This is a genomic window from Candidatus Benthicola sp. (assembly GCF_058719085.1).
The window spans coordinates 1-24,914 of sequence record NZ_JBZQEK010000198.1; the positions used below are offsets into that span (position 1 = coordinate 1).

Genomic DNA, 24,914 nt, shown 5'->3' on the forward strand with positions numbered 1-24,914 from the left:
AGAACACCGAGAACTTCATGCTGCCCAGATACTTCTCGGGATCGGCACGCACGTCCCGGGTAAGCAGGGCGATCTCTTCGGTGGCCGCCTGGATGTTCTCGGTCGCCGCGGTCAGCCGGTCGTACAACGCCCCGTCGTTCACCATCTTTCCGAGCGTACCGTCGCCTTCGTCCACCTTGCGCAGGATCGAGGCCAGCGACTGGCTGGACGAATCCAGATCATCCGATGCCGCCGCGAGACGCGCCGTGAGCGAGTCGATGTTGGCCAGCGTCCGGTCGAGCTCGGGGCTGGAGGCCGCCGTGGCCAGTTCCTGCGAGGCGGTGTTCAGCGCCTCGATGAGCTCCTCGAGTGCCGCCGACTCCCGTTCGAGGAGCTGCTGAACGTCCTCGAGTCCCGACGCCATGGACCCCGCTGCGGTGTGCACGTCGGCGATCATGCTGTCGGACAGGAGACGCTCGGTCTGCTCCAGCACGCGGCCGGCCCGGTCGCCGAGGGTGCCGGCGAGCTCGTTCAGGCCCGGCGAAGGGCTGGCGGCGATCGTATCCCCGGTCGCCAGCGGCTCCCGGGAGGCACCGGGAATCAGTGCGATGACGTTCGCCCCGAGGAATCCGGCCGTGCGAATCTCTCCTCGAGTGTCGCGGGGCAGACGCCCGTCGAATGCCACGACGAGCTCCAACGTCACGTGATCCGTTTCGAGAATCACCTCGCGGACCGATCCTACTTCGACCCCGAGAAGCGTGATCGGCGTACCCGAAGTCACCGCTCCCGACTCGGGCGCCACCGCGTAGACGACCAGGCGGTCGCCGCCCGGCTGCCGTCCGCTGATCCAGGCGATGCCCAGGACCAGCGCTATGAAGCTGACGATGAGCAGGAGCCCCACCTGCATCTCGGTCTTGTACTGGTTCCGCAGACCCGGATCTCGCATGAACGACACCTATGATGTGAGTTTGGGGTGAAGGAAGTCCTGAACCACCGGATCCGAGGATTCGCGGAGCTCGGTCGGCGTCCCCTGCGCCTGCAGCTTGCCGTCCGCCAGCAGGACGATGCGATCGCCGAGGTAGAAAGCAGATTCCACATCGTGGGTGACGATGATGCTGGTGGCACCGATCTCGCCCTGAAGTCGCGCGATGAGCCGGTTGATCACGTTCGCGTTCACCGGGTCGAGACCGGTCGTGGGCTCGTCGTACAGGATGTACTTCTGTTTGCCCACGATCGCTCTCGCGATGGCGACGCGCTTCTGCATTCCACCCGACAGTTCGGAGGGCAGAAGAGTGAGGACGTCGTGATCGAGGTTCACATGCTCCACGGCTTCGATGACGCGCGGGTCTACATGGGCATCGTACCGTCGGCACTCGACGGGCGAGAGACCGAGCTGGATGTTCTGTCCCGTGGTCAGTGAGTCGAACAACGCGGCGTTCTGGAACACGTAACTGATGCGCGATCGGATTTCCCGGATCTGCCTGCCGTTGGCCCGCGGGACGGACATTCCCTCGACAAGCACCTCTCCCTCGTCGGGATCGAACAGGCCCACGATGTGCTTCAGGAGCACGCTCTTGCCTGTTCCCGAGGGACCCATGATCACCAGGCTCATGCCTTCGTGGATGTCGAGGTCCAGCCCATCCAGGACCCACCGGTCGTTGAGGCTCTTTCGCAGGCCGCGGATCTGGATCATCCGACCGCCTTGTAGAGTGGCGCGAGCACCACGTCCAGCACCATGAGGGCGACGATGATCGCAACGACGGTGTTTCGAGCGGTCCGTCCCACTCCCGCCGCCCCTCCTTCGGCCTGCAGCCCCACATAGCAGCCGATGAAGGTGATCGTCACACCGAAGAACACCCCCTTCACGAGGGAGAAGATCAGCGCAGCCGAGTGATAGTAGCTCTGAACGCCGTACACGTACTCGTGGGTCGTCATGTCCAGCATCACGAGGCCGGTAATCCAGCCGCTCCAGATTCCGGCGATATTGGCCAGGATCACGATCGGGATCATCATCACGGCTCCAGCGACGACCCGGGGCGTGATCAGTTCCTCGACCGGATCCCGCCCCAGAGTGCGAAGCGCATCCAGCTGGTCGGTCACCTTCATGGTGCCGAGTTCCGCGCCGATACCGGCGCCCACGCGCCCGGCCATGATGATGGCCGACAGAAGCGGCGCCAGCTCCGTCAGCATTCCGGCAGCGACCGCGTTGCCCACGATCCAGAGGGGCAGGTCCGTGAACTGGTAGCCGCTCTGCTGGGCGAGGATCGATCCGCTCAACGTGGCAACGAGGAGCACGAGCGGGAGGCTGTCTACTCCGATCGCCTTGGCCTGCCGGAACGTTTCCCGGATATGATCCCGCGGGTGGCGAAGGGCGAGCATGGTGGCGACCCACAGCACTCCGGCCCGTCCGATGTGTCGGGTGACCGTGAGGCCGGCCCGGCCCACCTGCCGCACCCATGCGGTGCGAGCGCTCAGGACGGGTTTGGGCTCGGGAGCCACGGGCGGATCTGCCTTTCGATGGTCATCGAGTGGAGGTAAGGGTCGCGTTCGATCCGGCATTGTACCACGGATCGTCGTTCCAACCAAGAGCCGGGCGGTGGACGATCAACCCGATCCTTTCGCCGAATCGGGAGGCACAGGTCTGCGGCCGGGGAGGCGTGTTCCAGGCTTGAGTCCGGGTGGTCTCGACGCTCCATCCGTTCCCGAGGAGTCCGCGGCCTCGCTTGCCCGCCGACCGCTCGTGTCCCGGCGCGCCGTCGTTTCCGCACTGTCCATGACGGTGCTGCCGGCGGTCCTGGACGTCCGGGGCTCGCTCTCCGCTTCCGTTTCCCCCCGCAGCCGGGCGATGCGCATGGAGTCGTACCTCTGCGTGACGGCCTGCCACAGTGCTTCCATGCGGCCCGCCTCACTCCCCGTCACCCGGGCGAACTCGAGCACCTGCTCAGGGGTCACCCCGTAGTCGGTGAGGATCTCCCGCCGGAGGGAATCGAGCGCGACCTCCCGGTCCACCGCAGAATCGAGCTCCGGAGGCTCGGCGTCGAGGAACATCAGATCCGCCATGACCCGGACGTAGGTGCTGTCTCGAATGAGGCCCGGTACCTCCACGACCTCGGAACCCGGCTCGCAGGAGGCAGCGGCGACCGAGAGCACCAGGAGGACCAGTCGGAGCGGGTACGGGCGATGGATCTTCATGCGCCCAATCTTCCACCGAACGCCCGTGGCGGCCAGTCGGCCGGGCAGCGTTGATGGCCGTCGGCGTCCGGAATAGGTTTCCGCACGCGAGCCGGCGGCTACCATCCGCACGGTTCCTTTCCGCGTGCCGGCGCAATCAAGGGAAACGAGGTGGTTCGATGCGGCGACTCCCACGCCGTTGGATGCTCCTGTTGCTTCTGATGCTACGGCCCTCCGTCGGGGCCACTCAGGTACCTCCTTCGCCTGAGGATGTACTGGGGCACGGCCTCGGAGACCGGTTCACCGATGCGGCGTCCGTCGTCCAGTACGTGGAGGCGCTGGCACGAGCATCCGATCGCGTCACCCTGCGCCGCTACGGAACGACCTCGGAGGGGCGTCCGTTGCTCCTGGTCGTCCTGTCCTCGGAAGCCAACCTCGCGCGCCTCGAGGACATTCAGAGATCGAACGCGCGACTCACCCTGCCGGACCTCGACGCCGCCGAGGCGTCGGAGATCGCGCGCACCCAACCGGCCATCGTCTGGTTCACGTACGGGGTGCACGGCGATGAAGCCGCGTCGACCGAGGCGGCCCTGTGGACGGCCTGGGACCTGGCCGTGGCAGGCGAGAACGGGCGGGTCCTGCTCGACTCGCTCGTCGTGGTCATCGATCCGATGGCCAATCCGGACGGACGCGACCGCTACGTTCAATGGTATCGAGGCACGAGGGGCGCCGTCCCGAACCCGAGTCCCGACAGCCGGGAGCACCACCCGCCGTGGCCCGGCGGCCGATACAACCACTACCTGTTCGACCTGAATCGTGATTGGACCTGGGCGACGCAGCAGGAGACTCGGGACCGGCTGGCGGCCTGGCAGCTCTGGAATCCTCAGGTTCATGTGGACTTCCACGAAATGGGCTACTCCAGCAGCTACTTCTTCTTTCCTTCGGATGAGCCGGTCAATCCGATCTATCCGGATTACACGGCCCGGTGGGCGGAGTATTTCGGCCGCGCGAACGCGGCGGCGTTCGATCGCAGGCGCTGGCTGTACTACACGGCCGAGACGTTCGATCTGTTCTACCCCGGCTTCGGAGACTCGTGGCCGAGCCTCGTCGGAGCGATCGGAATGACGTACGAGCAGGCTGGAGGCGGAAGAGCGGGTCTGGCGGTGGAGAGGCCGGACGGAAGGATCCTTACCCTGGAGGAGAGAGCCACGCATCACCGGGTGGCCGGCTGGACGACCCTCGAGGCCGCTGCTGCCCGCAAGACCGATCTGTTGCGGGAGTTCGTCGGATTTCACAGGTCGCAGGCGGATGCGCCCGTCGATTTCCTTCTCGTGCCCGGACCGGATCCCCGGCCGGCTCGGCGGCTCGTGGCCGCGCTGCAGCAACAGGGAATCCGGGTGGATCAGGCCAGCGATGCGTTTCGGGCGACGGCCGTGCCGTACCCGGGGTTCGAAGCCCGGACGGACTTTCCGACCGGGACCTATCGAGTGCGATCCGCTCAGGCGCGGGGGCGGCTCGCGATTACCCTGCTTCAGTCCGAGACCGTCCTCGATGAGGACGTGCGACGCACCTATGACATCACGGCCTGGTCCCTCCCGTACGCCTTCGGGGTCGAGACGCACACCACGGATCCATCGGAGGTGGGGAGCTTCTCAGAGGTGCCGGCCTACCGGGGCGAGTCCGTGACCACCCCCGCGGAGCCGGCCTACGGCTGGCTGGTTCGTCCCGATTTCGAGGCAGCCGGGCCGCTGTTCCGCTATGTGCAAGCCGGTGGAAGAGCCTTTGCCCTGACGGCCGGGTTCGAGCAGGGGGGCGAGGAGTGGCCGGCCGGCACCGTCTTTCTGCCCGGTGATGACGGGGCGGTCGAGAAGCTGAGTGCAGCCGATGTCGCTCCTCTGGCGACGCCGGTTCGAAGCGGCATCACGAGTCGAGGACGCGATCTCGGTACCGGCTCATCTCTGTCGCTCCGCGACGTTCGGATCGCCCTGTTGTCCGGAAGGGGGTTCTATCCCACGAGCGTCGGATCGACGTGGTACTTGCTCGAGGCACTTTCGGGAATCCAGTTCGATGCGCTGGAGGCGGCATCTCTTCAGGTCGGCGATCTGGATGGCTACGACGTCGTCGTGCTCCCGGCGGGCAGTCCACGTCGGGCCGGGGACGAAGTCGTCGAGACCCTCACCGACTGGGCGAGTCGAGGCGGCACCCTCATCGCTTTCGGTGCGGCCGCCCGCTGGGCCGCATCGGAGCTGGAACTCGAGCTTCGTTCAGGAGGGGGCCCGGAAACGGAAGAGGATCGGCGCCGGCAGGGTCTCCGCACGATCGCGGAACGGACCTCCGACGCGTGGGACGATGAGATCACGGGCATCATCCTCCCGCTTCGGCTCGACGAGGGCCATCCTCTGGCCTGGGGTGCGACGTCGGGCAACGCCGATGGCCGGTCGTTCGCGCTGCACCTGGATGACCTGCGGCTCGAGCCCGTGTCGCCACTCGAGACCGTGGCGGCCTTCGGTCCGGCCGTCTCGGCGATCAGCGGGGCGGTGAGCCCGGCCAAGCTCGAGGAAATCGCCTCCTCCGCCTGGCTGTCTGTCGTCAGGCATGGAAGAGGTAAAGTGATTCTATTCGCTGACGATCCGCTGTTTCGTCTCATGTGGCCTGCGAACTTCGTGCTCGTGACCAACGCGGTGCTGTACGGTCCACTCCTCCGCTGACCTGCCGTAAGGGCAGAAGGCGTTGCCGGCAGTCTGGAATCGCGCCTCCGTGGCGGCTTTCCGTGCCATCGCGGCACACCGCGGAGGGTCTTCCCGGGCATGGCTCTTGCCCCTCTGATCCGGCCGTACGGAAGCCCGAGCCATGCCCGGGTTTCAGGCAACAAAGAAACGAGGCGAGACGGAAGGAACATACATGATACCAGCCGATCGATTGACCGTGAGAGCGGGGCGCGCTCTGCAGGCGGCTGCCGAGGATGCGCGTAGAGAAGGAAACCCGACCGTCGAAGACGTGCACCTCCTGGATGCTCTTCTCGAGGAGGAGGGGGGAATCGTGGTGCCGGTCCTTCGCAAGGTGGGAGCGGAACCGGAGGCCGTACGGGCAGCCGTAGACGAACGGAAGGCGAGGTTGCCGCGTCAGACGGATGCCGCCCCCAGCGCGAGCCGGGAATTCGGACGGGTGCTGGACGATGCGGACGGAGAGGCACGGGCGATGGGGGACCAGTACGTGTCCACCGAGCACCTTCTGGTGGCGCTGGCTGGTTCCAGGGCCAGCAGCACGAGGGACATCCTCTCAGCGGAGGGCGCCACGCAGGAGATGCTCAGAGAGGCCATCGGCGAGGTCCGGGGGCCGCACCGGGTGACGGACCCGGAGGCGGAGGACAAGTATCAGGCGCTCGAGCGTTTCGGAGTGGACCTGACCGAGCGGGCGAGAGCCGGTGACCTCGATCCGGTGATCGGCCGTGACGCGGAGATCCGGCGTGTGGTTCAGGTGCTTTCGCGGCGAACCAAGAACAACCCCGTTCTGATCGGGGAGCCCGGCGTCGGTAAGACCGCCATTGCCGAGGGTCTCGCCCAGCGCATCGTGGCCGGCGACATCCCGGAGAGCCTCAAGGACAAGCGCCTCATCCAGCTCGACATCGGCGCCATGCTGGCGGGGGCCAAGTACCGGGGCGAGTTCGAGGAGAGGCTCAAATCGGCCCTCAAGGAGATCACTGAAGCCAGGGGCCGATACATCCTGTTCCTCGACGAGCTTCACACGATCGTCGGGGCCGGGGCGGCTGAGGGCGCAGTGGATGCGGGGAACATGCTCAAGCCGCCTCTCGCGCGAGGAGAGCTCCGGATGGTCGGGGCCACTACCCTCGACGAGTATCGAAAGCACATCGAGAAGGACCCGGCGCTGGAACGTCGGTTCCAGCCCGTGTTCGTGGGAGAGCCGGGACCGGCGGAGACGATCGGTATCCTGCGCGGCCTCAAGGAAAAGTACGAGGTTCATCACGGGGTCCGGATTACCGATCCGGCGCTGGTTGCCGCTGCGCGGCTTTCGGACCGCTACATCGGTGACCGCTTCCTGCCGGACAAGGCCATCGACCTCATGGACGAAGCTGCGTCCAGGCTCCGGATCGAAATCGATTCGATGCCCGAGGAGATCGACGTGCTCGAGCGCCGGGCCACGCAGCTGGAGATCGAGCGCGAGGCCCTGCGGGAAGAGGGAGACGCGCGAAGCGCCGAGCGGCTGGCCGATCTGGAGACCGAGCTTGCCGGCATCCGGGAGCAACTGGCGGGTCTCAAGGCCCGGTGGGGCCTCGAGAAGGAAGCGATCGAGCGAGTCCGCGCCCTCAAGCGGCAGTCAGAAGAAGCCTCGGTTCGTGCCGAGCAGGCCACGCGTGCCGGAGATCTGCAGAGGGCAGCCGAGATTTCGTACGGTGAGATCCCTCGCCTCAGAAACGAGCTCGAGGAGGCGGAGGCGGAGCTGGAGCGACTGCAGGCGGAAGACAGCCTGCTCAAGGAGGAGGTCGGTCCGGAGGACATCGCCGAGGTGGTGGCTTCGTGGACGGGCATCCCGGTTTCCCGGATGATGGAAACGGAACAGGATCGCCTCACGCACCTGGAGGACCACCTGCATCGCCGCGTGGTGAACCAGAACGAGGCGATCACGGCAGTGGCCAACGCCGTGCGTCGAAGCCGGGCCGGCCTGCAGGATCCCGATCGGCCGGTGGGGAGCTTCATCTTCCTCGGGCCCACCGGGGTCGGAAAGACGGAGACGGCGCGGGCGCTGGCCGAATTCCTGTTCGACGACGAGGACGCGATGGTCCGCATCGACATGTCCGAGTACATGGAGCGGCATGCGGTATCGCGGCTGATCGGGGCCCCTCCGGGATACGTGGGCTACGATGAAGGCGGGCAGTTGACGGAGTCGGTTCGTCGGCGCCCCTACAGCGTCGTGCTGTTCGACGAGATCGAGAAGGCCCACCCGGAGGTGTTCAACGTGCTCCTGCAGATCCTCGACGACGGTCGTCTGACGGATGGGCAGGGCCGGACGGTGGACTTCCGGAACTCGGTTCTGATCATGACGAGCAATCTCGGCAGCGCGTACATATTGGATCGGCAGGCGGACGATTGGGAGAACGTGGAAGGTCGGGTCAGGGAGGCGCTGTTCCAGAACTTCCGCCCCGAGTTCATCAACCGGATCGACGAGATCCTGGTGTTCAAGCCGCTGGGTCGGGAGCAGCTGTCCGCCGTGGTGGGACTGCAGCTGGAGCGGCTCGCGAGCCTCGCCGGCGAGCGTCGGGTGAGCCTCGTGGTCACCGAGCCCGCACGCGAGCGCATCGCCGAAGCGGGCTTCGACCCTGCGTTCGGGGCGCGCCCGATCAAGAGGGCGATCCAGCATCTCGTGTCGGATCCGCTCGCGATGGCCTTTCTGGAGGGTCGCTTCGCCGACGGCGATGTCATCGAGATCGACGCAGGCGAGGGCGACGGGCTGACGTTTCGCAAGGTCGGCGAGAACGTGGGTTGATGCTTCGAGGGGAGAGGGTCGGTCTTGACGGCCCTCTCCCCGCCGTCACATTACGCGCATTGAGGAAACGCCACCCAGCCGCGGAGATTCTCTTGATTCAAAGGACAGCAGGGAGCCGGGTACGGATCGGTCTCGTGGTCGCCGGGCTATGGGTCGCGGCGTTGGCTGGTTGTTCGTCGAAGTCCGCGGGACCGTCGGATGGCCCGTACGGTGCGTCCACCTCCGAGCTCGCCGTGCGAGGCTTCCTCGACGGGGCGAACGCCGGAGACTATACCCGGATGATGAACCTGTTCGGGACCGGGTCGGGCCCGGCCGTGAAAGAGTTCGGGGTCACGAACGTCGAGCAGCGAATGATCTTCCTGTCGGGGGTCCTGAAACACGAGGGCTACGAACTCGAGCAGGCCAATCTGGCGCAGCTCGGGCCCGATCGGGTCCGTTGGGTAGCCCGCATGAGCGGGACGCGGAAGGGGGCCGTGGCCATTCCGGTCGTGACCGTTCAGGATGGATCCGGCAGGTGGTTCGTGGAGAGATTGAACCTGGACGCACTGACGGCCTCGGTCACGGGCTAGGCAGGTTCGCCTTCGGCGGTCCTCGCCGGAGCGGAGAGCTCGACGAGGAGACCCCCGCAGTCCCTGGGGTGGAAGAACGCGACCTCGGTGTGGCCCGACCCATGGCGGATGCCGGGCGGGATGGGTCGAATGCCCGCTTCCGCGAGACGGGCTATGGCGTCCTCCAGGACGGGAACCCTGAAGCACACGTGGTGCAGTCCCGGTCCGTGTCGTTCCAGGAAACGGGAGATGGGCGAGGTAGCGTCATGGCCTTCCAGCAGTTCCACGCGCCCGTCCCCCTGGCCGAAGAAGACGACATCGACCCCCTCGGTGGGAACCGACTCCCGCCCGGCCGGGTTTTCCCCAAGCAGGGCGCGGAACAGGGGAATTGCGGATTCGATGGAATTGACCGCGATACCGATGTGATCGATCTTGAACATTCCGTGCTCCGGGGCCGGTGAGGCCCCCGCTCGGGAACGGGGGCGTGTGCCCCGAAACTAGAATCGCGAACGAAGCATTTCCACTGGAAAGAGGCAAGGACGTGGCAACGGCACAACTCGTCGAATTGACAGACGGCAACTTCGAGCAGGAGATCGAGTCCAGCGAAGGACTCGCGATGGTGGATTTCTGGGCCGAGTGGTGCGGTCCCTGTCGGCTCGTGGGCCCTGTGGTGGCCGAGCTCGCCGGGGAGTACGCCGGCCAGGTGAAGGTCGGCAAGCTGGACGTCGATTCGAACCGGGTTACCTCGCAGCGCTACGGCATCCGCTCGATTCCGACGATCCTGTACTTCAAGGACGGGGAACTGGTGGACATGGTGGTCGGCGCCGTGCCCAAGTCCCACCTGGAAGAGAAGATCAAGCAACACATCTGAATCGCGCACACAGCCAGAATGGAGGTCGCGCCCTCCTTCCGGGCTTCGGGAGGAGGGCGCCTGCTTCACATGGGGACGGGAACTCTTTCGATCGTAAGCACACCGATCGGCAACCTGGCCGATCTCTCGACGCGTGCTCTCCAGACCCTGGAGACGGCCGACGTCGTCTATGCGGAGGACACCCGGCACAGCGCGACCCTCCTGCGCCACTACGGCTTCAAGGCCACGCTCCGCTCGCTGCACGAGCACAACGAGGTAGCACGCGTGGAGGAGATTCTCGACCGGCTCGACCAGGGGGATCGGTGCGTACTGATCTCCGATGCCGGAACACCGACGGTGTCGGACCCGGGGTCCAGGCTGGTGGGAGCGGTAGCGCAGGCAGGGCATCGGATCGAGCCGATTCCCGGTCCATCCGCCGTTACGGCCGCCCTGGCCGCCTCCGGAATGTCCGCTTCCCGTTTCCTGTTCATGGGATTCGCGCCGCGCAAGGGCCGGCTTCGGGCCGAGTGGATGAGGCAGGTTCTGCAGTCGCCGGACACCGTCGTGGTCTTCGAGGCTCCGGGGCGTCTCGAAAGCCTCCTTGCCGAGTGGGTCGAAGCTGACAGCGGCGATCGTCCCTGCGTCGTGTGTCGTGAGCTGACCAAGCTTCACGAGGAAGTGCGGCACGGAACGGTGAAGACCCTCTTGGACTACTACAGCCAGGACAGGGTGCGAGGGGAAATCACGCTCGTCCTGCGTGGTCGGCCGGGTACGGACCGATCGGAATTGCCTGACCCCGAGAAGGCAGTCCGGCTCGCCCGGGAGATGATCGCTGAAGGACGAACCACGCAGGAGATCGTGCGACGCGTACGGGTGGAGTTCGGGATGACGCGGAACGAGGCCTACGAGCTGGCTCTGCGGGTGGCGGAAGGGAAGTGACGTCTTCCGAGGCGAGCCTCGAGTTTGCCCGGGTCGTGGCGGCTATCCGCAGACAGGGGAGAAGGGTCGCGGCGACGCGGGCGGTGGGGGTGATGGCGGCCGCGGCGTTGATCGCGGCTCTGCTGATTTGGGTCTTCCCGCGGCCGTTCGAGCGATCCGGCTCGGTCTTGCCCATCCTGCTCGTCGGCTTCGAGCTCGCGATGATCTTCCTGGCCGGACTCAGCGCCGGGGTGACCCTGCGGGAGTTCCGCACGCCCCGGCGGTCGGAAGAGGTGGAGCGTGCGCGAGGTCTCGGGCGCGGCGAGGTGGTGGGGGCCCTGGAACTGGGTGGGGAGTCGTTTGGCTCTCGGGAACTCTCCGTCCACCAGCGGGATCGGGTCGCCGCAGCGCTGCGGGGCTGCCGAACGGCCGAGCTGCTTCCCCATGCCCGTGCTGAGCTCCACGCGTCTCTGCGCATCACGATCCCGATCCTCGGGCTCGCGTTCATCGCCGGTGCTCTGGGCGTTCGTGGCCAGCCGGATGGTGCGGGGCGCATGGCAGCGACGCTTCTTCGGCCCTGGGCCGTGGCTTTTCCTCCGCCCCCGCCTCCCATCGAGGTGACGCCGCCCGGCGGAGAGGTGCTGCGTGGAGCGTCGTTTTCCTACCGGATCTCTGCCGTGGGGCGGGAGCACGTGTACGTGCGTTCGAGGCGTCCCGGGAGGCCCATTCGACAGGACACGCTGCGGGTGGGAGGCGGTGTGGCCGCGGCGCGACTCGATCCGGTCGATGAAGAGATCCGATTCTGGGTGACGGACGGGGAAGGAAGCGTGACGGATACCTTCACCGTGGTCCCGGTCGACCCGGTGACGATCGTAGACCTGGAGGTGTCCCTGCGATTTCCAGGCTACCTGGACCGACCGGATGAGAAGTTGCGGGGCTTCCCGCCCCTCGTCCGCGTACCCCGGGGGACGCGCCTGGATTTCTCGGCCCGTGCGAACCACGGACTGCGGCGTCTCGGCATGATCCGCGCCGGGGAGGCCGGAACGGACACCCTGTGGCTCACCGTGGACGGCGAGCGGGCCGACGGAGGCTTCGTGGCCCAACGCAGCGCCCTCCTGTCGTGGCTTCCCGTCCCGCTCCGTGAGGTGCCCCGGGCACGGGCTGCAACCGAGGTCCAGCTGTCCGTCCTGGCGGATGCGCCGCCGGAGCTTCGACTCTCGCTGGTCTCCGAAGCCGCTCCGGAGCCCGATGCGGAGCTGCCCCTTCTGGTTGAGGCCGCGGACGATCAGGGGCTCGCTTCGGTGGAGCTGGTGTGGTGGCGGGAGACCACGGCGAACCGGCGCGGAGCCAGCCGCCGAGAAGCCCTCGCCGGGGTCGAGGGTTCACGGCGCCTCGTTGCCCGGCCCCTTCTGAACCTGAGCGCCGAAGATCTGCTCCCCGGGGATCGGGTCGCGATGTACGCCCGTGCGGCGGATCGAAACCCCTCCACGAGGGCCACCATCACGGACACCCTGCGTGTCCGGATGGCCAGCCTGGCCGAGCGACGCGCCCGGAGCGTGCAGGAGGCGGAGGGCCTCACCGGGGAGATCCGTTCTCTCTCGAGTCGGGCCTCAGAGCTCGCAAGGGCCGCCCGGGAGGCCGAGCGCCGAACGCAGCGAGAGAGTCCCCTGGCCCGGGAGACTCCGGACTCTCCTTCACGCCCGGATTTCACCTCGGCCGAGGAGTCGAGGGATCTTCTTCGGGAGGCCGAGCGGGTACAGGAGGAGTTGGCCAGGAACAGCGAGCGCCTCGAGGCGCTGCGAGAACAGGTCGCAGGCTCCCCGTGGCCCGACCCGAAGCTACAGCGCCAGCTGAGCGAGTTGACCCGCCTGCTGGACGAGCTTCGCACCTCCGGTCTCGCCGACGAAATCGAGGCGCTGAACGAGGCGCTGGGTCGACTGGACCGTGACGAGCTTCGCGAAGCGCTCTCGGATCTCTCCGGGCGAAGCACGGATGTGTCCGAGCGGTTGGAGCAGGCGCTCGGCCTGATGGAACGCGTGGCCCTCGAGCAGTCTCTCGAGGCGGCCCGTGAAGCGGCTGCCGAGCTGGCGACACGCCAGCGAAGGGAGTTGGAGGCCACGGCGAGAGACGCGGCGTGGGCGGAACGGCAGGAGACCGCGGCCGCTGAGGCCGAAGCCCTGTCGGATCGACTGGAAGCGCTGGTGGAGGGGCTGGAAGAACAGGAGGCTTCGCGGGCGGCCCGAAGCGGTCGGGAGGCTGGCGAGAGCACTCGGTCCGCCGCCCGGGACCTGCGACGAAGTGCAGATGCCGCCGGAACCGACCCGGCCAGCGAGGATGGGTCCCGGTCGGCTGCGGAGGCGCTCGATCGGGCGCGGGACCGGCTGGACGCCGCCGCACGGCAGCTCGCCCAGGAATGGGGCGCGGACTCCCGTCAGGTCGTGGAGAGAGCGGCTGCCGAGGCCCTCGACCTGGCGGAGCAGCAGAGCCGGGTGGCGGACGCGTTGCGGCGGGGAGACCCCGAGGAGGAGCTGGAGTCCACACAGGCCGGTCTCCGGGAAGGGCTGGACAACCTCACTCGCTCACTTGCGGAGGCCGGGCGCAAGACGGCCCTCCTCGATCGGCGCTCGGGTCCGGCGGCGGCTCGGGCCGGCCGGGAAATGGATGCACTGGAGCGGACGCTCTCCGGAGGAGGTGGGAGCAGGACGCAGGCGCTGGGTCAAGCGGAGTCATCCGTGGAGGCGCTTTCGGATCTGGCGGGTGCTCTGATCCGCAGTCGACGCGCCATGGAGCAGGCCTCCTCGGCTACCGGGATGGAGGAGGCGCTGGAGAGGCTCTCGCGGCTCGGTCGTCAACAGGCGGGACTCAACGAGGCCGCGGGAGACCTGCTGCTGAGGATGCGCGGCGGACAACCGATGGAGGACGAACTGCCCGGACTGGCGGCGGGGCAGGCGGAGGTGGCGGAAGGGTTGCAGAGGCTCGCGGAGGACCCGACTGCGGAGGGACTGACCGGACGTCCCGGTGAGCTGGCCACGGAGGCGGAGATCCTGGCCGGCCAGCTCGGATCCGGGGTTCTGACGCCTGAGACCGTGGCTCGGCAGGAACGACTGTTTCGCCGATTGTTGGACGCGGGACGCTCGCTCGAGCGCGACGACGAAGATTCGAGCCGCCGTGAGGCGAGGACCGCGGAGGCCGGTTTCGCCTTCGTGCCCGCGGACGGGGAGGTGATCCCCGCCGGTCCGCGGTATCCGTATCCGGCGGAGGAGAGCATGAGGGCCCTGGATGCTCTGCAGCGACGCCTCGTGTACGACTACTTCGACCGGCTGAACCGCGCCTCGACGGAGACGATTCCGTGAGGAGCGCGCGGTGGATCGCGGCGGTCTGCCTGCTCGGGGTCGGCGGGGCCGTCGGGACGGCATCGGGGCAGGAGCCGGCGGACCCGGCCCTTCGGGAGAGGAGGGTCCTCGAGCAGGCGAGCCGGCTGGAGCGCGCCGGGGACCGGGCCGGAGCGATGCTCGCACTGGAGGCCTTGCTGGACCGCGAGCCCGGATCCGTGTCCGCTCTGCTGCTCCTGTCTCAGATGGCCGAGAGGGCGGACGATCCCGGCCGTGCTCTCGTGCGAGTGGAGGAAGCCGTCCGCTCGGACGAGTCGGGGCTGGTGGCCGTGAGGCAACTCTGGATTCGAACGCTCGCGGCCGCCGGGCTGCCGGACAGCGCGCGCCGCGTGGCCCGGGCGTGGATCGACGAAGCGCCGGAGCAGGCCCAGGCATGGCTGGAGCTCTCGGCGCTCGAGGCGAGTGCGGGGGACACGGAAGCGGCGGCTTCCGTGCTCCGGGAGGGTCGAGACCGGCTCGGCTCGAGCCGGCTGTTCGTGCAGGAGCTGGCGGCGCTCGAGGCGGAGCTCGGCCGGTACGAGAGGCTGGCCCGGGAGTGGCGTGCGATGCTGGCCTGGGGCCATCCGGGGGTACAGGCCGTGGAGCGTGGCATCGTTTCGCTCGAGGGTGGGGGCGCCGAGGCCGTAGCCGCGCTTCGGACCGAGGTGAGCTCGGAAGCGGCGAGCGTGCTCGAACGCCGCGGGGCGGTCGACCTCGCGCTGTCAGTAGGAGAATACCAATGGGCCCGGGAACTGGTGGCGGCGTTGTCGCGCGACCTCCCGGAAGCAGCCGCGCAGGAGATGCTGCGTGACTACGTGCAGCGATCGGCGGACGCGGGGGACCCGTCGGGTGCGGGGTGGGCGGCGGAGATCTTGGCGGAGCAGAGTCGCAGCGCGTCGGATGAGCAGTACTGGCTGGCTGTCTCTGCGACGTACGCTGCGGATGCCGGGGCGGCGGATCGTGCCCGGGCTGCGTTCGAGAGACTCCGGGCTTCGGTGGCGCCTGGATCCGATCTGCACCAGCTCTCCCTTCGGCGTCTGCACGATCTGACCGTCGACCGTTCACCGGCCAGGGCCGGCGAGATCCTGCAGGAGTACCGTTCGTTGTATCCAGCCGCCGGACTGGAATTCGCCCGGATGAGCGTGAGAACGGCCGACAGCTGGCTCGACCAGGGGAATCTGAAGGCAGCTGCCGCGGTCCTCGACGGCATTTCGCCCGCCAATCCTCCTGAAGCGGCCCTCCAGGGGAACACGCGGGGCCGCCTGGATATCCTGGCCGGCGAGCCCGACGGGGCTCGGTCGAATCTCGAGCTCGCAGCGGCCGTTCCTACGGATCCGCCCGAGGTTCGAGTGGAGGCGCTCCGACGTCTTGCCCTGCTCGACCGAGCCGATCCCGAGCTCCTTCGATCGATGGCGGAGGTCCTGTCGCGCTGCCGGAGCACCGGTGACTTCAGGACGCTCGTCTCGGCCGCGAGCGAGTGGGCATCGACGGGAGTCTACGGTGGGGACCAGCTGGCCGCCTTCGCGGCCGAGGAAGCGGAAGCCTCCGGCGAAGACTACGCGGCGGCCGCGATTCGCATGGAGATCGTGAGGGGCTGGCCTGAATCTTCAGCTGCTCCCCGGGCGATGCTGGAGCTGGCCCGCTCCGTGCGGGCGACCGACCCGGCGCAGGCCCGGGAATGGCTGGAGCGCCTGATCGTCGAATACCCGGAAAGCGTCCTCGCGCCGGTCGCTCGCCGGATGCTGGCCGCCGCCGGGTCGGAAGAGGCCGGCGCATGAAATGGAGGGACGCTTGCCTTCTCGTCCTGCTCGTTCTGGGATCTCCCCGGGTTCTCTCGGCCCAGACGCTGCTGGTTCCCATGGACGGTCGGCAGTCCAACCACCTGCGGGCGTACGGGCTCGTCTACCGTTCCATCGCCGGGGGGCTGCGGGCCGAGTGGCTCCTGAACTATCGGGGAGGGGCCTTCCTGCTCCCGGCCTCGGAGAGCGTGCGCCGGCGAGCTGCGCTGATGGGTGTGACCGTAGAGCCGCAGACCGGGCGCGAGATCGCGGCGATCCGGGAGCGGGTCGAGCAGTCGAACATGGAATCGGTGCCGCTCGAGAAAGCTCCCGAGGTGGCCGTGTACACCCCCCCCAACTCGTCCCCGTGGGATGACGCGGTCACGCTGGCTCTCGAGTACGCCGACATCCCATACACCCGGGTGTGGGACCGCGAGGTGCTCTCGGAGGGCCTCGGACGTTTCGACTGGCTTCATCTCCACCACGAGGATTTCACGGGACAGTACTCGAAGTTCTACCTCGGCTACGCGGGATCCGAGTGGCTCCGCGAGGAAGTCGAGCGGAACGAAGCGGTCGCGGCGGAGTTCGGGTACACGGACGTTCCCGAATTGAAGAAGGCGGTTGCCGGAGAGATTCGGCGGTACGTCGAGAACGGGGGTTTGCTCTTCGCCATGTGCACGGCAACCGAGACGCTGGACCTGGCTCTGGCCGGACGAGACGTGGACATGGCCGCCGCGTTCGCGGACGGGACTCCGCCGGATCCGGGGGCCGGCGAGGCCATGGTCTGGGAGGCGGCGCTCGCCTTCAGCGGAGCTCGACTGGTCCTGGACGGTTCGATCAGCGCGTTCAGCGACATCGATGGCCACCAGGTCAACACCCCCTGGAGGCTGCCTCTCGCCAGCTTCGAGCTGTTCGATTTCAGCGCCGGGATCGATCCCGTGCCCGCGATGCTGACCCAGTCGCACGAACGCGTCCTGCCCGACTACTACGGGCTCACGACCAGCTTCAATCCCGAGCGGGTGAAGCCGGGGATCACGGTCCTCGCCCGGGATCCGGCGAACGGGGTCATCAAGTACTTGCACGGCACACTCGGGGAAGGGAGTTTCACGTTCCTCGGAGGGCACGATCCGGAGGATCCGCAACATCTGGTGGGGGATCCACCGACGGATCTCGATCGGCACAGACACTCGGCCGGCTACCGCCTGATCCTGAACAACGTTCTGTATCCGGCCGCCCGGAAGAAGGCGCTGAAGACGTGAACACATCGCGAGACGGAGGGATGACCGCCCGCGTATCGACGCGGGCGAGGGAGGGCGTCTGGCGCGCGCCGAACCGACTCGACGGACTGCCGCCGTATCCCCTGGCGGACGTCCCCGATCTGAAGGCCCGCCTGAGGGCGGAGGGACGGGACATCATCGACCTGGGGGTCGGCGATCCGGGGCTGCCCATCCCGGAGATCGCCGTTCAGAAGCTGCGGGAGGCAGCCGGAGATCCGGCTTTGAGCAAGTACGGCTTCCAGCGCGGTCTGCCCGAGTATCGTGCGGCGATCGCCGCCTGGCTGTCGCGACGCTTCGGCGCGGAGATCGATCCGGACCTCGAGGTGCTTCCGGTCATCGGGAGTAAGGAGGCGATCGCCCTCACGGCTTTCGCGGTCCTCGATCCGGGAGATGCCGTCCTCATTCCCGATCCCGGCTACGCACCGTACTTCGGCGGTGCGTACTTCGCAGGTGCCGACGTGATTCGCGTTCCCCTGCGCGCCGACGAGGGATTCCTGGTCCCTCCGGAGACGATTCTCGGCGCTCGCGGCCGATTGCGCCTGGTGTATCTCAACTACCCGAACAACCCGACCAGCGCGGTGGCCGAGCGGGCGTACCTCCAGGAAGTCATCGACGCGTGCCGGGAGCGGGGCGCCGTTCTGCTCTTCGACAACGCCTATTCGGAAATCACGTTCGACGGATTTCGAGCCCCTGGGCTCCTCGAAATGGAGGGTGGCAAGGAGGTCGGACTCGAGTTTCACTCCATGTCCAAGACGTACAACATGACGGGCTGGCGGCTGGGGTGGGCCACCGGCGACCGCAAGCTGATCGCGGCGCTGCGCCGGGTGAAGACCTTCTTCGACACCGGAGCGTTCATGGCGCTCCAGGCGGCAGGGGCCGCCGTGCTGTCCGATCCCGATCCGTACATCCGAGCCTCGCTGGATCAGCTGGATCGGCGCCGGCACGCGGCGGTGGAAGCGTTCAGGGCGGCCGGGCTGACGGTGGAGGCGCCCCGTGGCACCCTGTACCTGTGGTTTCCCGTCCCGACTGGTGAGACGTCCGAGGACTTCTGCCGACGCCTGCTTCTCGAGCGTGGCGTGGTCCTGCTACCGGGTTCGGCCATGGGGGCAGGGGGAGAGGGATTCGTCAGGGCCTCCCTCGCCGTCCCGGAAGAGGAGTGGAAAGAGGCCGGCCGGAGGATCCGGGAGGCCGTTTGAGTGATCGCCACGGGGTCGAGAGGCAGGAGGTCGCTCCCTCCCGAGGAGCACCGGCCACGATGGCCGCCGCGCGCGCCCGGACTTACCGGCGCTCCGTGCGCACCGGCCTCCTGGTCTCCCTCGTGCTCCATGCGCTGGTCGCGCTCCTCCTTTCGGGACAGTTCTACATCGGCATGCGGAGCTTCAGCCCGGTTCAGCTGCCTCCTCGACCCGTCGTCGGTCTCGAGGTCATCGACATCGCGGAGATCGAATCGGAGGAGCCCGCCGAGGAAGTGCTCGAGCTGCCGGCGGAGCAGGACGAGATCGAGCGTCCCGAGCCTCCGACGCCAGGGGCGGCGCAGCGGCCGGCCGGAGCGGGCGAGGATACCGGCCCCGGCCTGACGAACGCGGAGCGGCTCCGCCCTCAGGAGGGAGACCCGCGGCTGTGGGAGGACTTCTCGGACCAGCCTTTACCCGAGTATCTCCAAGATCAGTTCTCCCGGGCGGAGGGGATCATCCGGTCGCGGCTCGCCGCGATGCTGGACAGTCTCTCGCTGACGGAAGAGCAGAGACGGCGGGCGGTGGAGTGGCTGTACGGGGAGGGCGACCAGCAGTGGGGGGTGACACCGGACGGTCTGGTCCTGGGCGGCGTCGTGATTCCGATGAACGTCGGTGCGCTCTTCGCAGCCGAGGGACCGCTCGGCCGGGAGCTCCGGCAGGAGGCCCGGGATCTGGCGGATATCCAGCGGCAGGACTTCGAGACCGAGGTGCAGCGAACGCAGCAGGAACGCCTCGAGGAGATGCGACGCCGAAGCGACGAAGAAGTGGCGCGGCGAGAACAGGACTCCACGGCAGTCGAGGCGGATACGACGGATGCGGGCGGCCGGGCGCCTCGCGACTGAGACTCGCGGCCGCTAAACTGTTCCCCTCGTTGAACCGCTCGCCAGGCGGAGCGACCCACCACACGTGACATCATGAACGACGAAGCCATCAGACACGAGCTGAGCCCGCGCTACGATCCAACCGGGATCGAAGGGCCGCTGTACCAGCGCTGGATCGACCGTGGCGACTTCCACGTCGATGCCTCCGACGCGAGCTCTCCGTACGTCATCGCGATACCACCTCCGAACGTGACCGCAGCCCTGCACATGGGGCACGGGCTCAACAACACCATCCAGGACGTGTTGATCCGGTTTCAACGCATGCGGGGACGGGACGCGATGTGGATTCCGGGAACGGATCACGCCGGCATCGCGACGCAGAACGTGGTCGAACGGGATCTGGCGAGTGAGGGGCTCACGCGTCACGACCTCGGCCGCGAGCGGTTCGTGGAGAGGGTCTGGGACTGGGTCGATCGGTACGGCTCGACGATCATCGAGCAGCTGAAGACGATCGGGTGCTCATGCGATTGGGAGCGCACGCGGTTCACCCTGGACGAAGGTCTCTCCGACGCGGTTCGAGAGGTGTTCGTCCGTCTGTACGACAAGGGGCTGATCTATCGCGGAAACTACATCATCAACTGGTGTCCGCGCTGCTTGACGGCGCTCTCGAACGAAGAGGCCGAACACGAGGACGCGAGAGGACACCTCTACCACATCCGGTATCCCCTCGTCGATTCGGAGGGAGACCACGTGGTGGTGGCGACGACTCGACCCGAGACGCTTCTGGGAGATACGGCGGTCGCGGTTCACCCCGGGGATGAGCGGACCCGCGGCCTGGTGGGCCGTGAGGTGGACCTGCCGCTCACGGGTCGGCGAATTCCGGTGATCTCGGACGATTTCGTCGACCCGGAGTTCGGTTCCGGATTCGTCAAAGTCACCCCCGCTCACGATCCGAACGACTTCGAGATCGGTCTGCGCCACGACCTGCCGCGGATCGACGTGATGAACGACGATGCGACGCTCGGCGAGAACGCCCCGGCGCCGTATCGGGGGCTGGATCGTTTCGAAGCCCGGGAGCAGGTGGTCGCCGATCTCGAGGCCCTCGGACTTCTCGAGAAGGTCGAAGATCACGAGCACGCCGTGGGGCACTGCTACCGGTGCTCCACGGTCGTCGAGCCCAGACTCAGTCTGCAGTGGTTCGTACGCATGAAGCCGCTGGCGGAGCCGGCCCTCGCGGCCTACCGGGACGGCCGCGTGCGGTTTCACCCCGAGCGGTTCGGAAACACCTACGAGCACTGGATGACGAACGTCCGGGACTGGTGCATCAGTCGCCAGCTCTGGTGGGGCCATCGCATTCCCGTCTGGTACTGTGACACCTGCTCGGACGTGATCGTAGCCCGGGAGGACCCGTCGGCGTGCCCGCAGTGCGGCGGAGCCGTCGAGCAGGATCCGGACGTGCTCGACACCTGGTTCAGCTCATGGCTGTGGCCGTTCAGCACTCTCGGTTGGCCGGCCGAAACCGACGACCTGAAAGTCTTCTACCCCACGAATACCCTGAGCACGGCGCCTGAAATTCTCTTCTTCTGGGTCGCCCGCATGGTCATGGCGGGGCTCGAGTTCGCTGGCGAGGTGCCGTTTTCGGACGTCCTGCTGCACGGTACGGTGAGGGACGCTCGCGGTCGAAGGATGTCGAAATCACTCGGCAACGGCGTGGATCCGCTCGAGGTGGTGCAACGGTTCGGCGCGGATGCGATGCGCTTCACCCTGGTCAACTCGGCTGCCCTGGGAACGGACCTGCAGCTCGACCACGAGGATCTCGACTCCTCGTTCCGGGTCGGCCGCAACTTCGCGAACAAGATGTGGAACGCGGTGCGCTTCGGCCTCGGCTACCTGACGGAAGAGGACGTGAACACCCGACCGGAGGAGACCGATCTGGAGCTGGCGGACCGTTGGATCCTCGGGCGGTTCGCCGAGACCGCAGCGGCCGTGACGGATGCGCTGGAGCGCTTCCGTCTCCATGATGCCTCGGAGCTCACGTATCAGTTCGTCTGGGGAGAGTTTTGCGACTGGTACCTCGAGCTCGTCAAGCAGCGCCTGCGAGGGGACAAGGGCGAGGCGAGCCGCGCCGCCGCCGCGGCTACCTTCTCGAGCGTCCTCGAGGGCTGGCTGCGGCTCCTGCACCCCATCATGCCCTTCATCACGGAAGAGGTCTTCTGCCACCTGCCGGGCCGCACCGAGCACGACTCGCTCATCCACGGTCCTTGGCCGGCTCCGGAGGCCGTTCCCGGTGCGGAATCCGCCCTTGCGGCCTTCGAGGCGGTGAGGGAGGTCGTGGGCACGGTTCGGAATCTCCGGTCCGACTACGGCGTCGATCCCTCGAGAAGCGTGGATGTCATCGTGGCGGGAGCCCCGGAGGAGATCGCCGATGCCCTGGAGGCGGAGCGTGAAGGAGTGCTCCGGCTCGGCCGTATCGCCCGACTCGAGCAGGTGGAGTCGCTGCCGGTCGGCGATCCCGGGGCACACGCCGTGCTTCGGTCGGGGGCCGAAGTGTTCCTCCCGTTGAAGGGCATCGTGGACCTGGACCGGGAAAGGCAGCGGATCGCGGCGGAAATCGACCGCCTCCAGGGTCTGCTCGACGGGGCACGGAACCGACTCGCCAACGATCGATTCGTGGAACAGGCGCCGCCGGAAGTCGTTCAGAGGGAGAAGGAAAAGTCCCTCTCTCTTCAGGATCGTCTGCGCGTGCTCGAAGAAAAGCGCGAGGCGTTCGGCTCGGGCTGACATGAGCCTCCGATCGCGTCTCCGCCTGGCGGTCCTGCTCGTCCTGACCGTCGTCGCATGCGCCCGGGAGGAGATGCCGCCGGGCACCGGTCCAGACTTCGAGCCGCCGCGCGTCACCGAAATGTATCCGGCGCCCGCGACCGCGGTCCCCGACATGGACGGCAAGGCGTACGTGCGCTTCGACGAGCCCCTCGCCGATCCGCGTTCTGTGGAGCGCGTCCTCCAGACCTCGCCTGCGTGGCTCTACGAAGTCGAGGCGGGCCGCTCCAAGGTGCAGATCCGCCCCCGGGACGGGTGGCGCCCGGGAGTCGTGTACACGTTCCGAATTCCCCCGGGTCTGAGGGACCTTGTTCGAAACCAGACGCGCGAGCCGATCGAGTTCCTGTTCACCACGGGAGACCGGTTCCTGGATACTCGAACGTTCGGGCAGGTCTGGGATCGCGAATCGGTTCGCCCGGCCAGAGACATCTCGATTCTCGTGACAGGAGCGGACTCCATACCGTATGCCAGCGTCACGGACACGGCGGGCGACTTTTCGCTTCTCGGCCTTCCCGTCGGGACCTACTGGGCTTTCGGCTACCGGGACCAGAACCGGAACCGCGTGCTGGACCGGGCGTTCGAACCGTACGACAGCGCCCGGGTGGACCTCACGGATTCGGTCAGCATCGTCGAGGTGGAGCTGTGGCTCACCCCGCCCGACTCCACCCCTCCAGCGCTGGGTGGTGCCGAGGCCGTGGACAGTCTGACGGTGAGGCTGGAGTTCGACGATCTTCTCGAGCCGGAGGCGCCGCTCGACTCGGCTTCGGTTCGCATCGCGAGCCTTTCGGGGGATGTGGCTTGGCCGGTTAGGACCTTCGAGGTCGGTGTGACGATCGGCCAGGACACGACCGCCGAGGAGACGGTCTCCGATTCGGCCCGAGCCGGACCGGCCGCCGCGGATTCCTTGCCGCCCGTCGTGGTGCCGCAGGCCGTCGGGGCCGATTCGGTGGCGGGGGACTCGCTAGGGCAGCCGGAGCGGTCTCGCCCCGATCGTCTGGTCACCGTCCGGCTCGAGCGCCCGCTGGAGGCAGGCGAGTATGCGGTCAGTACTCGCGGATTCGTGAACCTGCGCGGCCTGCCCGGAGGCGGTGACACGACCTTCGTGTACGAGCCCCCGCCGGTGCCGGAAGAGTCTGGAGAGGGGAACGAGACTCCGTCGACGGAGTCGCCGGATGGGGCATCGGAGCCGTCGGGCGAGGCCGGGGCGTCATCCGGGTCGGAAGAGGAGTCGGCCATCGCGGACGACGGATCGTGAGCGCCGCCGACGTCGGACCCGACGCCCGCCGAAAGCTTCCCTCCGTCCACGCCCTGCTCGAGTCGGCGGAGGGTCGGGCCCTGAGCCAGCGGTGGGGAGTCGAACCCGTGACCCGAGCCGTCCGGCAGGTGCTTTCGGAGGCACGGAGCCGGGTGAGCCGGGAGGCCTCGACCCCCCAGGTCTCCGCCCTCCTCCAATCGGTCCGGGCGGTCCTGTCCACGGATCGCCGATCGCTCCGTCCCGTGGTGAACGCGACCGGAGTCGTTCTTCACACGAATCTGGGGCGAGCTCCGCTGCCGGCGTCGGCGATCCGGGCCGCCTCAGAGATCGCTGCCGGCTATTCGAGCCTGGAATACGAACTGGACTCGGGAGGGCGCGGGGATCGGTACGCGCACTGTGAGTCTCTCGTGAGTGACCTCACCGGATCCGAAGCGGCGGTCGTGGTCAACAACAACGCGGCGGCCGTCTCTCTCGTGATCAACTCGCTCGCCCGGGGCCGAGAGGTGATCGTGTCGCGCGGGGAGCTGGTCGAGATCGGAGGAGGGTTTCGAGTCCCCGACGTAATCGAGCGATCGGGCGCCTTCCTTCGGGCCGTGGGGACGACGAATCGGACGAGAATCGACGACTATCGATCCGCCATGAATCCCTCCACGGGATTGTTGCTCAAGGTTCATCCATCCAACTACAGGGTCGAGGGGTTTGTCGAGGAGGCGGCGCTGGCCGAGCTCGTCGGTCTGGGACACGAGACGGGCCTCCCGGTCGTTCACGATCTCGGATCCGGCCTGATGCTGTCGGATCTCGGAGTGGGGCTGACCGATCCATGCGTGACGGAGTCGGTATCCGAGGGAGCGGACCTGGTCACGTGGAGCGGGGACAAGCTCTTCGGGGGTCCGCAATCGGGCATCATCCACGGTCGATCGGAATGGGTCGATCGCCTGCGATCCAATCCGCTGATTCGGGCGTTCCGTGTGGACAAGATGACGCTGGCGGCGCTGGAAGAGACTCTGCTGACCTATGCGTCTCGAGACCGGGCCGTGCGCGAGATTCCGGTCCTCCGGATGCTGCTCGAGCCAGTCGAGCAAGTCGAAGGACGGGCGCGGACCACCTATCGAGAGCTGTCCGGGCCGGCGGCCGCCCGCGTCACGATTCGAGCGATGCGGTCCGTGGTGGGAGGAGGCTCGGCTCCCGGACTGGAGATTCCGTCCGTGGGGTGGGAAGTCAGCGGAGAAGCGGCCGGCATGGCCGCGATGCTCCGCACGCACGAACCCCCTGTCATCGGTCGAATCGAAGACGGCCATCTGCTGTTGGACTTTCGCACGGTGCTCGAAGGTGAGGAGCCGCTCCTGGTTCAGGCCGTGGAGCGCTGCCTGAGCTCGAAGCCGTGAGGCG

18 protein-coding genes are annotated in these 24,914 nt (G+C 67.5%); 13 read left to right on the forward strand and 5 right to left on the reverse strand.

Features of this window, described 5'->3' with window-relative positions; genetic code table 11:
• The 4 genes from AC36XV_RS13955 to AC36XV_RS13970 all read right to left on the reverse strand — a co-directional run.
• A partial coding sequence (locus AC36XV_RS13955) for an MlaD family protein (protein WP_492204298.1) occupies positions 1–925 on the reverse strand: 925 nt, incomplete at its 3' end.
• A 9-nt stretch (positions 926–934) separates the two neighbouring features.
• Positions 935–1,672 (reverse strand): ABC transporter ATP-binding protein, encoded by a 738-nt coding sequence (locus AC36XV_RS13960; protein ID WP_492204299.1) that lies wholly within the window; start codon positions 1,670–1,672, stop codon positions 935–937.
• The gene (locus AC36XV_RS13965) at positions 1,669–2,478 is read right to left on the reverse strand and encodes an MlaE family ABC transporter permease (RefSeq protein WP_492204300.1); all 810 of its coding nucleotides are present in this window, start codon (positions 2,476–2,478) and stop codon (positions 1,669–1,671) included. The genes AC36XV_RS13960 and AC36XV_RS13965 overlap by 4 nt, the downstream gene beginning before the upstream one ends.
• A gap of 105 nt (positions 2,479–2,583) precedes the next feature.
• Complete coding sequence (locus AC36XV_RS13970) at positions 2,584–3,171, reverse strand: hypothetical protein (protein WP_492204301.1); 588 nt, start codon at positions 3,169–3,171, stop codon at positions 2,584–2,586.
• Positions 3,172–3,329: 158 nt separating this feature from the next.
• Between AC36XV_RS13970 and AC36XV_RS13975 the strand changes: the two genes are divergently transcribed.
• The 3 genes from AC36XV_RS13975 to AC36XV_RS13985 all read left to right on the forward strand — a co-directional run bounded on the left by AC36XV_RS13975 (position 3,330) and on the right by AC36XV_RS13985 (position 9,221).
• Positions 3,330–5,858 carry a M14 family metallopeptidase gene (locus AC36XV_RS13975; protein ID WP_492204302.1) on the forward strand — a complete coding sequence of 843 codons (2,529 nt, stop codon included), beginning with the start codon at positions 3,330–3,332 and terminating at the stop codon, positions 5,856–5,858.
• 193 nt (positions 5,859–6,051) lie between these two features.
• Entirely contained in the window at positions 6,052–8,652 is a 2,601-nt protein-coding gene (clpB, locus tag AC36XV_RS13980; RefSeq protein WP_492204303.1) for an ATP-dependent chaperone ClpB, read from the forward strand.
• A gap of 92 nt (positions 8,653–8,744) precedes the next feature.
• Positions 8,745–9,221, forward strand: coding sequence for a hypothetical protein (locus AC36XV_RS13985; protein ID WP_492204304.1), 477 nt, complete (start codon positions 8,745–8,747; stop codon positions 9,219–9,221).
• On the opposite strand, the gene mce is transcribed toward AC36XV_RS13985, so the two are convergent.
• On the reverse strand, positions 9,218–9,640 hold the full coding sequence (mce, locus tag AC36XV_RS13990; RefSeq protein WP_492204305.1) for a methylmalonyl-CoA epimerase: 423 nt from the start codon (positions 9,638–9,640) through the stop codon (positions 9,218–9,220). The two genes, AC36XV_RS13985 and mce, sit on opposite strands and share 4 nt — an antisense overlap.
• A 101-nt stretch (positions 9,641–9,741) precedes the next feature.
• Between mce and trxA the strand changes: the two genes are divergently transcribed.
• The 10 genes from trxA (at position 9,742) to selA (ending at position 24,910) form a co-directional block, all read left to right on the forward strand.
• Entirely contained in the window at positions 9,742–10,071 is a 330-nt protein-coding gene (gene trxA, locus AC36XV_RS13995) for a thioredoxin (RefSeq protein WP_492204306.1), read from the forward strand.
• A 69-nt stretch (positions 10,072–10,140) separates the two neighbouring features.
• Positions 10,141–10,989 carry a 16S rRNA (cytidine(1402)-2'-O)-methyltransferase gene (gene rsmI, locus AC36XV_RS14000; RefSeq protein ID WP_492204307.1) on the forward strand — a complete coding sequence of 283 codons (849 nt, stop codon included), beginning with the start codon at positions 10,141–10,143 and terminating at the stop codon, positions 10,987–10,989.
• The gene (locus tag AC36XV_RS14005) at positions 10,986–14,321 is read left to right on the forward strand and encodes a coiled-coil domain-containing protein (RefSeq protein ID WP_492204308.1); all 3,336 of its coding nucleotides are present in this window, start codon (positions 10,986–10,988) and stop codon (positions 14,319–14,321) included. The genes rsmI and AC36XV_RS14005 overlap by 4 nt, the downstream gene beginning before the upstream one ends.
• Entirely contained in the window at positions 14,318–16,117 is a 1,800-nt protein-coding gene (locus tag AC36XV_RS14010; RefSeq protein ID WP_492204309.1) for a hypothetical protein, read from the forward strand. The genes AC36XV_RS14005 and AC36XV_RS14010 overlap by 4 nt, the downstream gene beginning before the upstream one ends.
• Positions 16,114–17,376 carry an asparagine synthetase B gene (locus AC36XV_RS14015; RefSeq protein WP_492204310.1) on the forward strand — a complete coding sequence of 421 codons (1,263 nt, stop codon included), beginning with the start codon at positions 16,114–16,116 and terminating at the stop codon, positions 17,374–17,376. Before AC36XV_RS14010 ends, AC36XV_RS14015 begins: the two co-directional genes overlap by 4 nt.
• A 20-nt stretch (positions 17,377–17,396) precedes the next feature.
• Entirely contained in the window at positions 17,397–18,590 is a 1,194-nt protein-coding gene (locus AC36XV_RS14020; protein ID WP_492204311.1) for an aminotransferase class I/II-fold pyridoxal phosphate-dependent enzyme, read from the forward strand.
• A complete protein-coding gene (locus tag AC36XV_RS14025; protein WP_492204312.1) occupies positions 18,587–19,471 on the forward strand; it encodes a hypothetical protein in 885 nt (294 codons plus the stop codon). The genes AC36XV_RS14020 and AC36XV_RS14025 overlap by 4 nt, the downstream gene beginning before the upstream one ends.
• Before the next feature lie 72 nt (positions 19,472–19,543).
• Positions 19,544–22,231: a valine--tRNA ligase gene (locus AC36XV_RS14030; protein ID WP_492204313.1), complete on the forward strand. Its 2,688-nt coding sequence runs from the start codon at positions 19,544–19,546 to the stop codon at positions 22,229–22,231.
• 1 nt (position 22,232) lies between these two features.
• Complete coding sequence (locus AC36XV_RS14035) at positions 22,233–23,525, forward strand: Ig-like domain-containing domain (RefSeq protein WP_492204314.1); 1,293 nt, start codon at positions 22,233–22,235, stop codon at positions 23,523–23,525.
• Positions 23,522–24,910, forward strand: a complete 1,389-nt coding sequence (gene selA, locus AC36XV_RS14040; RefSeq protein WP_492204315.1) for an L-seryl-tRNA(Sec) selenium transferase — start codon at positions 23,522–23,524, stop codon at positions 24,908–24,910. Before AC36XV_RS14035 ends, selA begins: the two co-directional genes overlap by 4 nt.
• Positions 24,911–24,914: the final 4 nt, after the last annotated feature.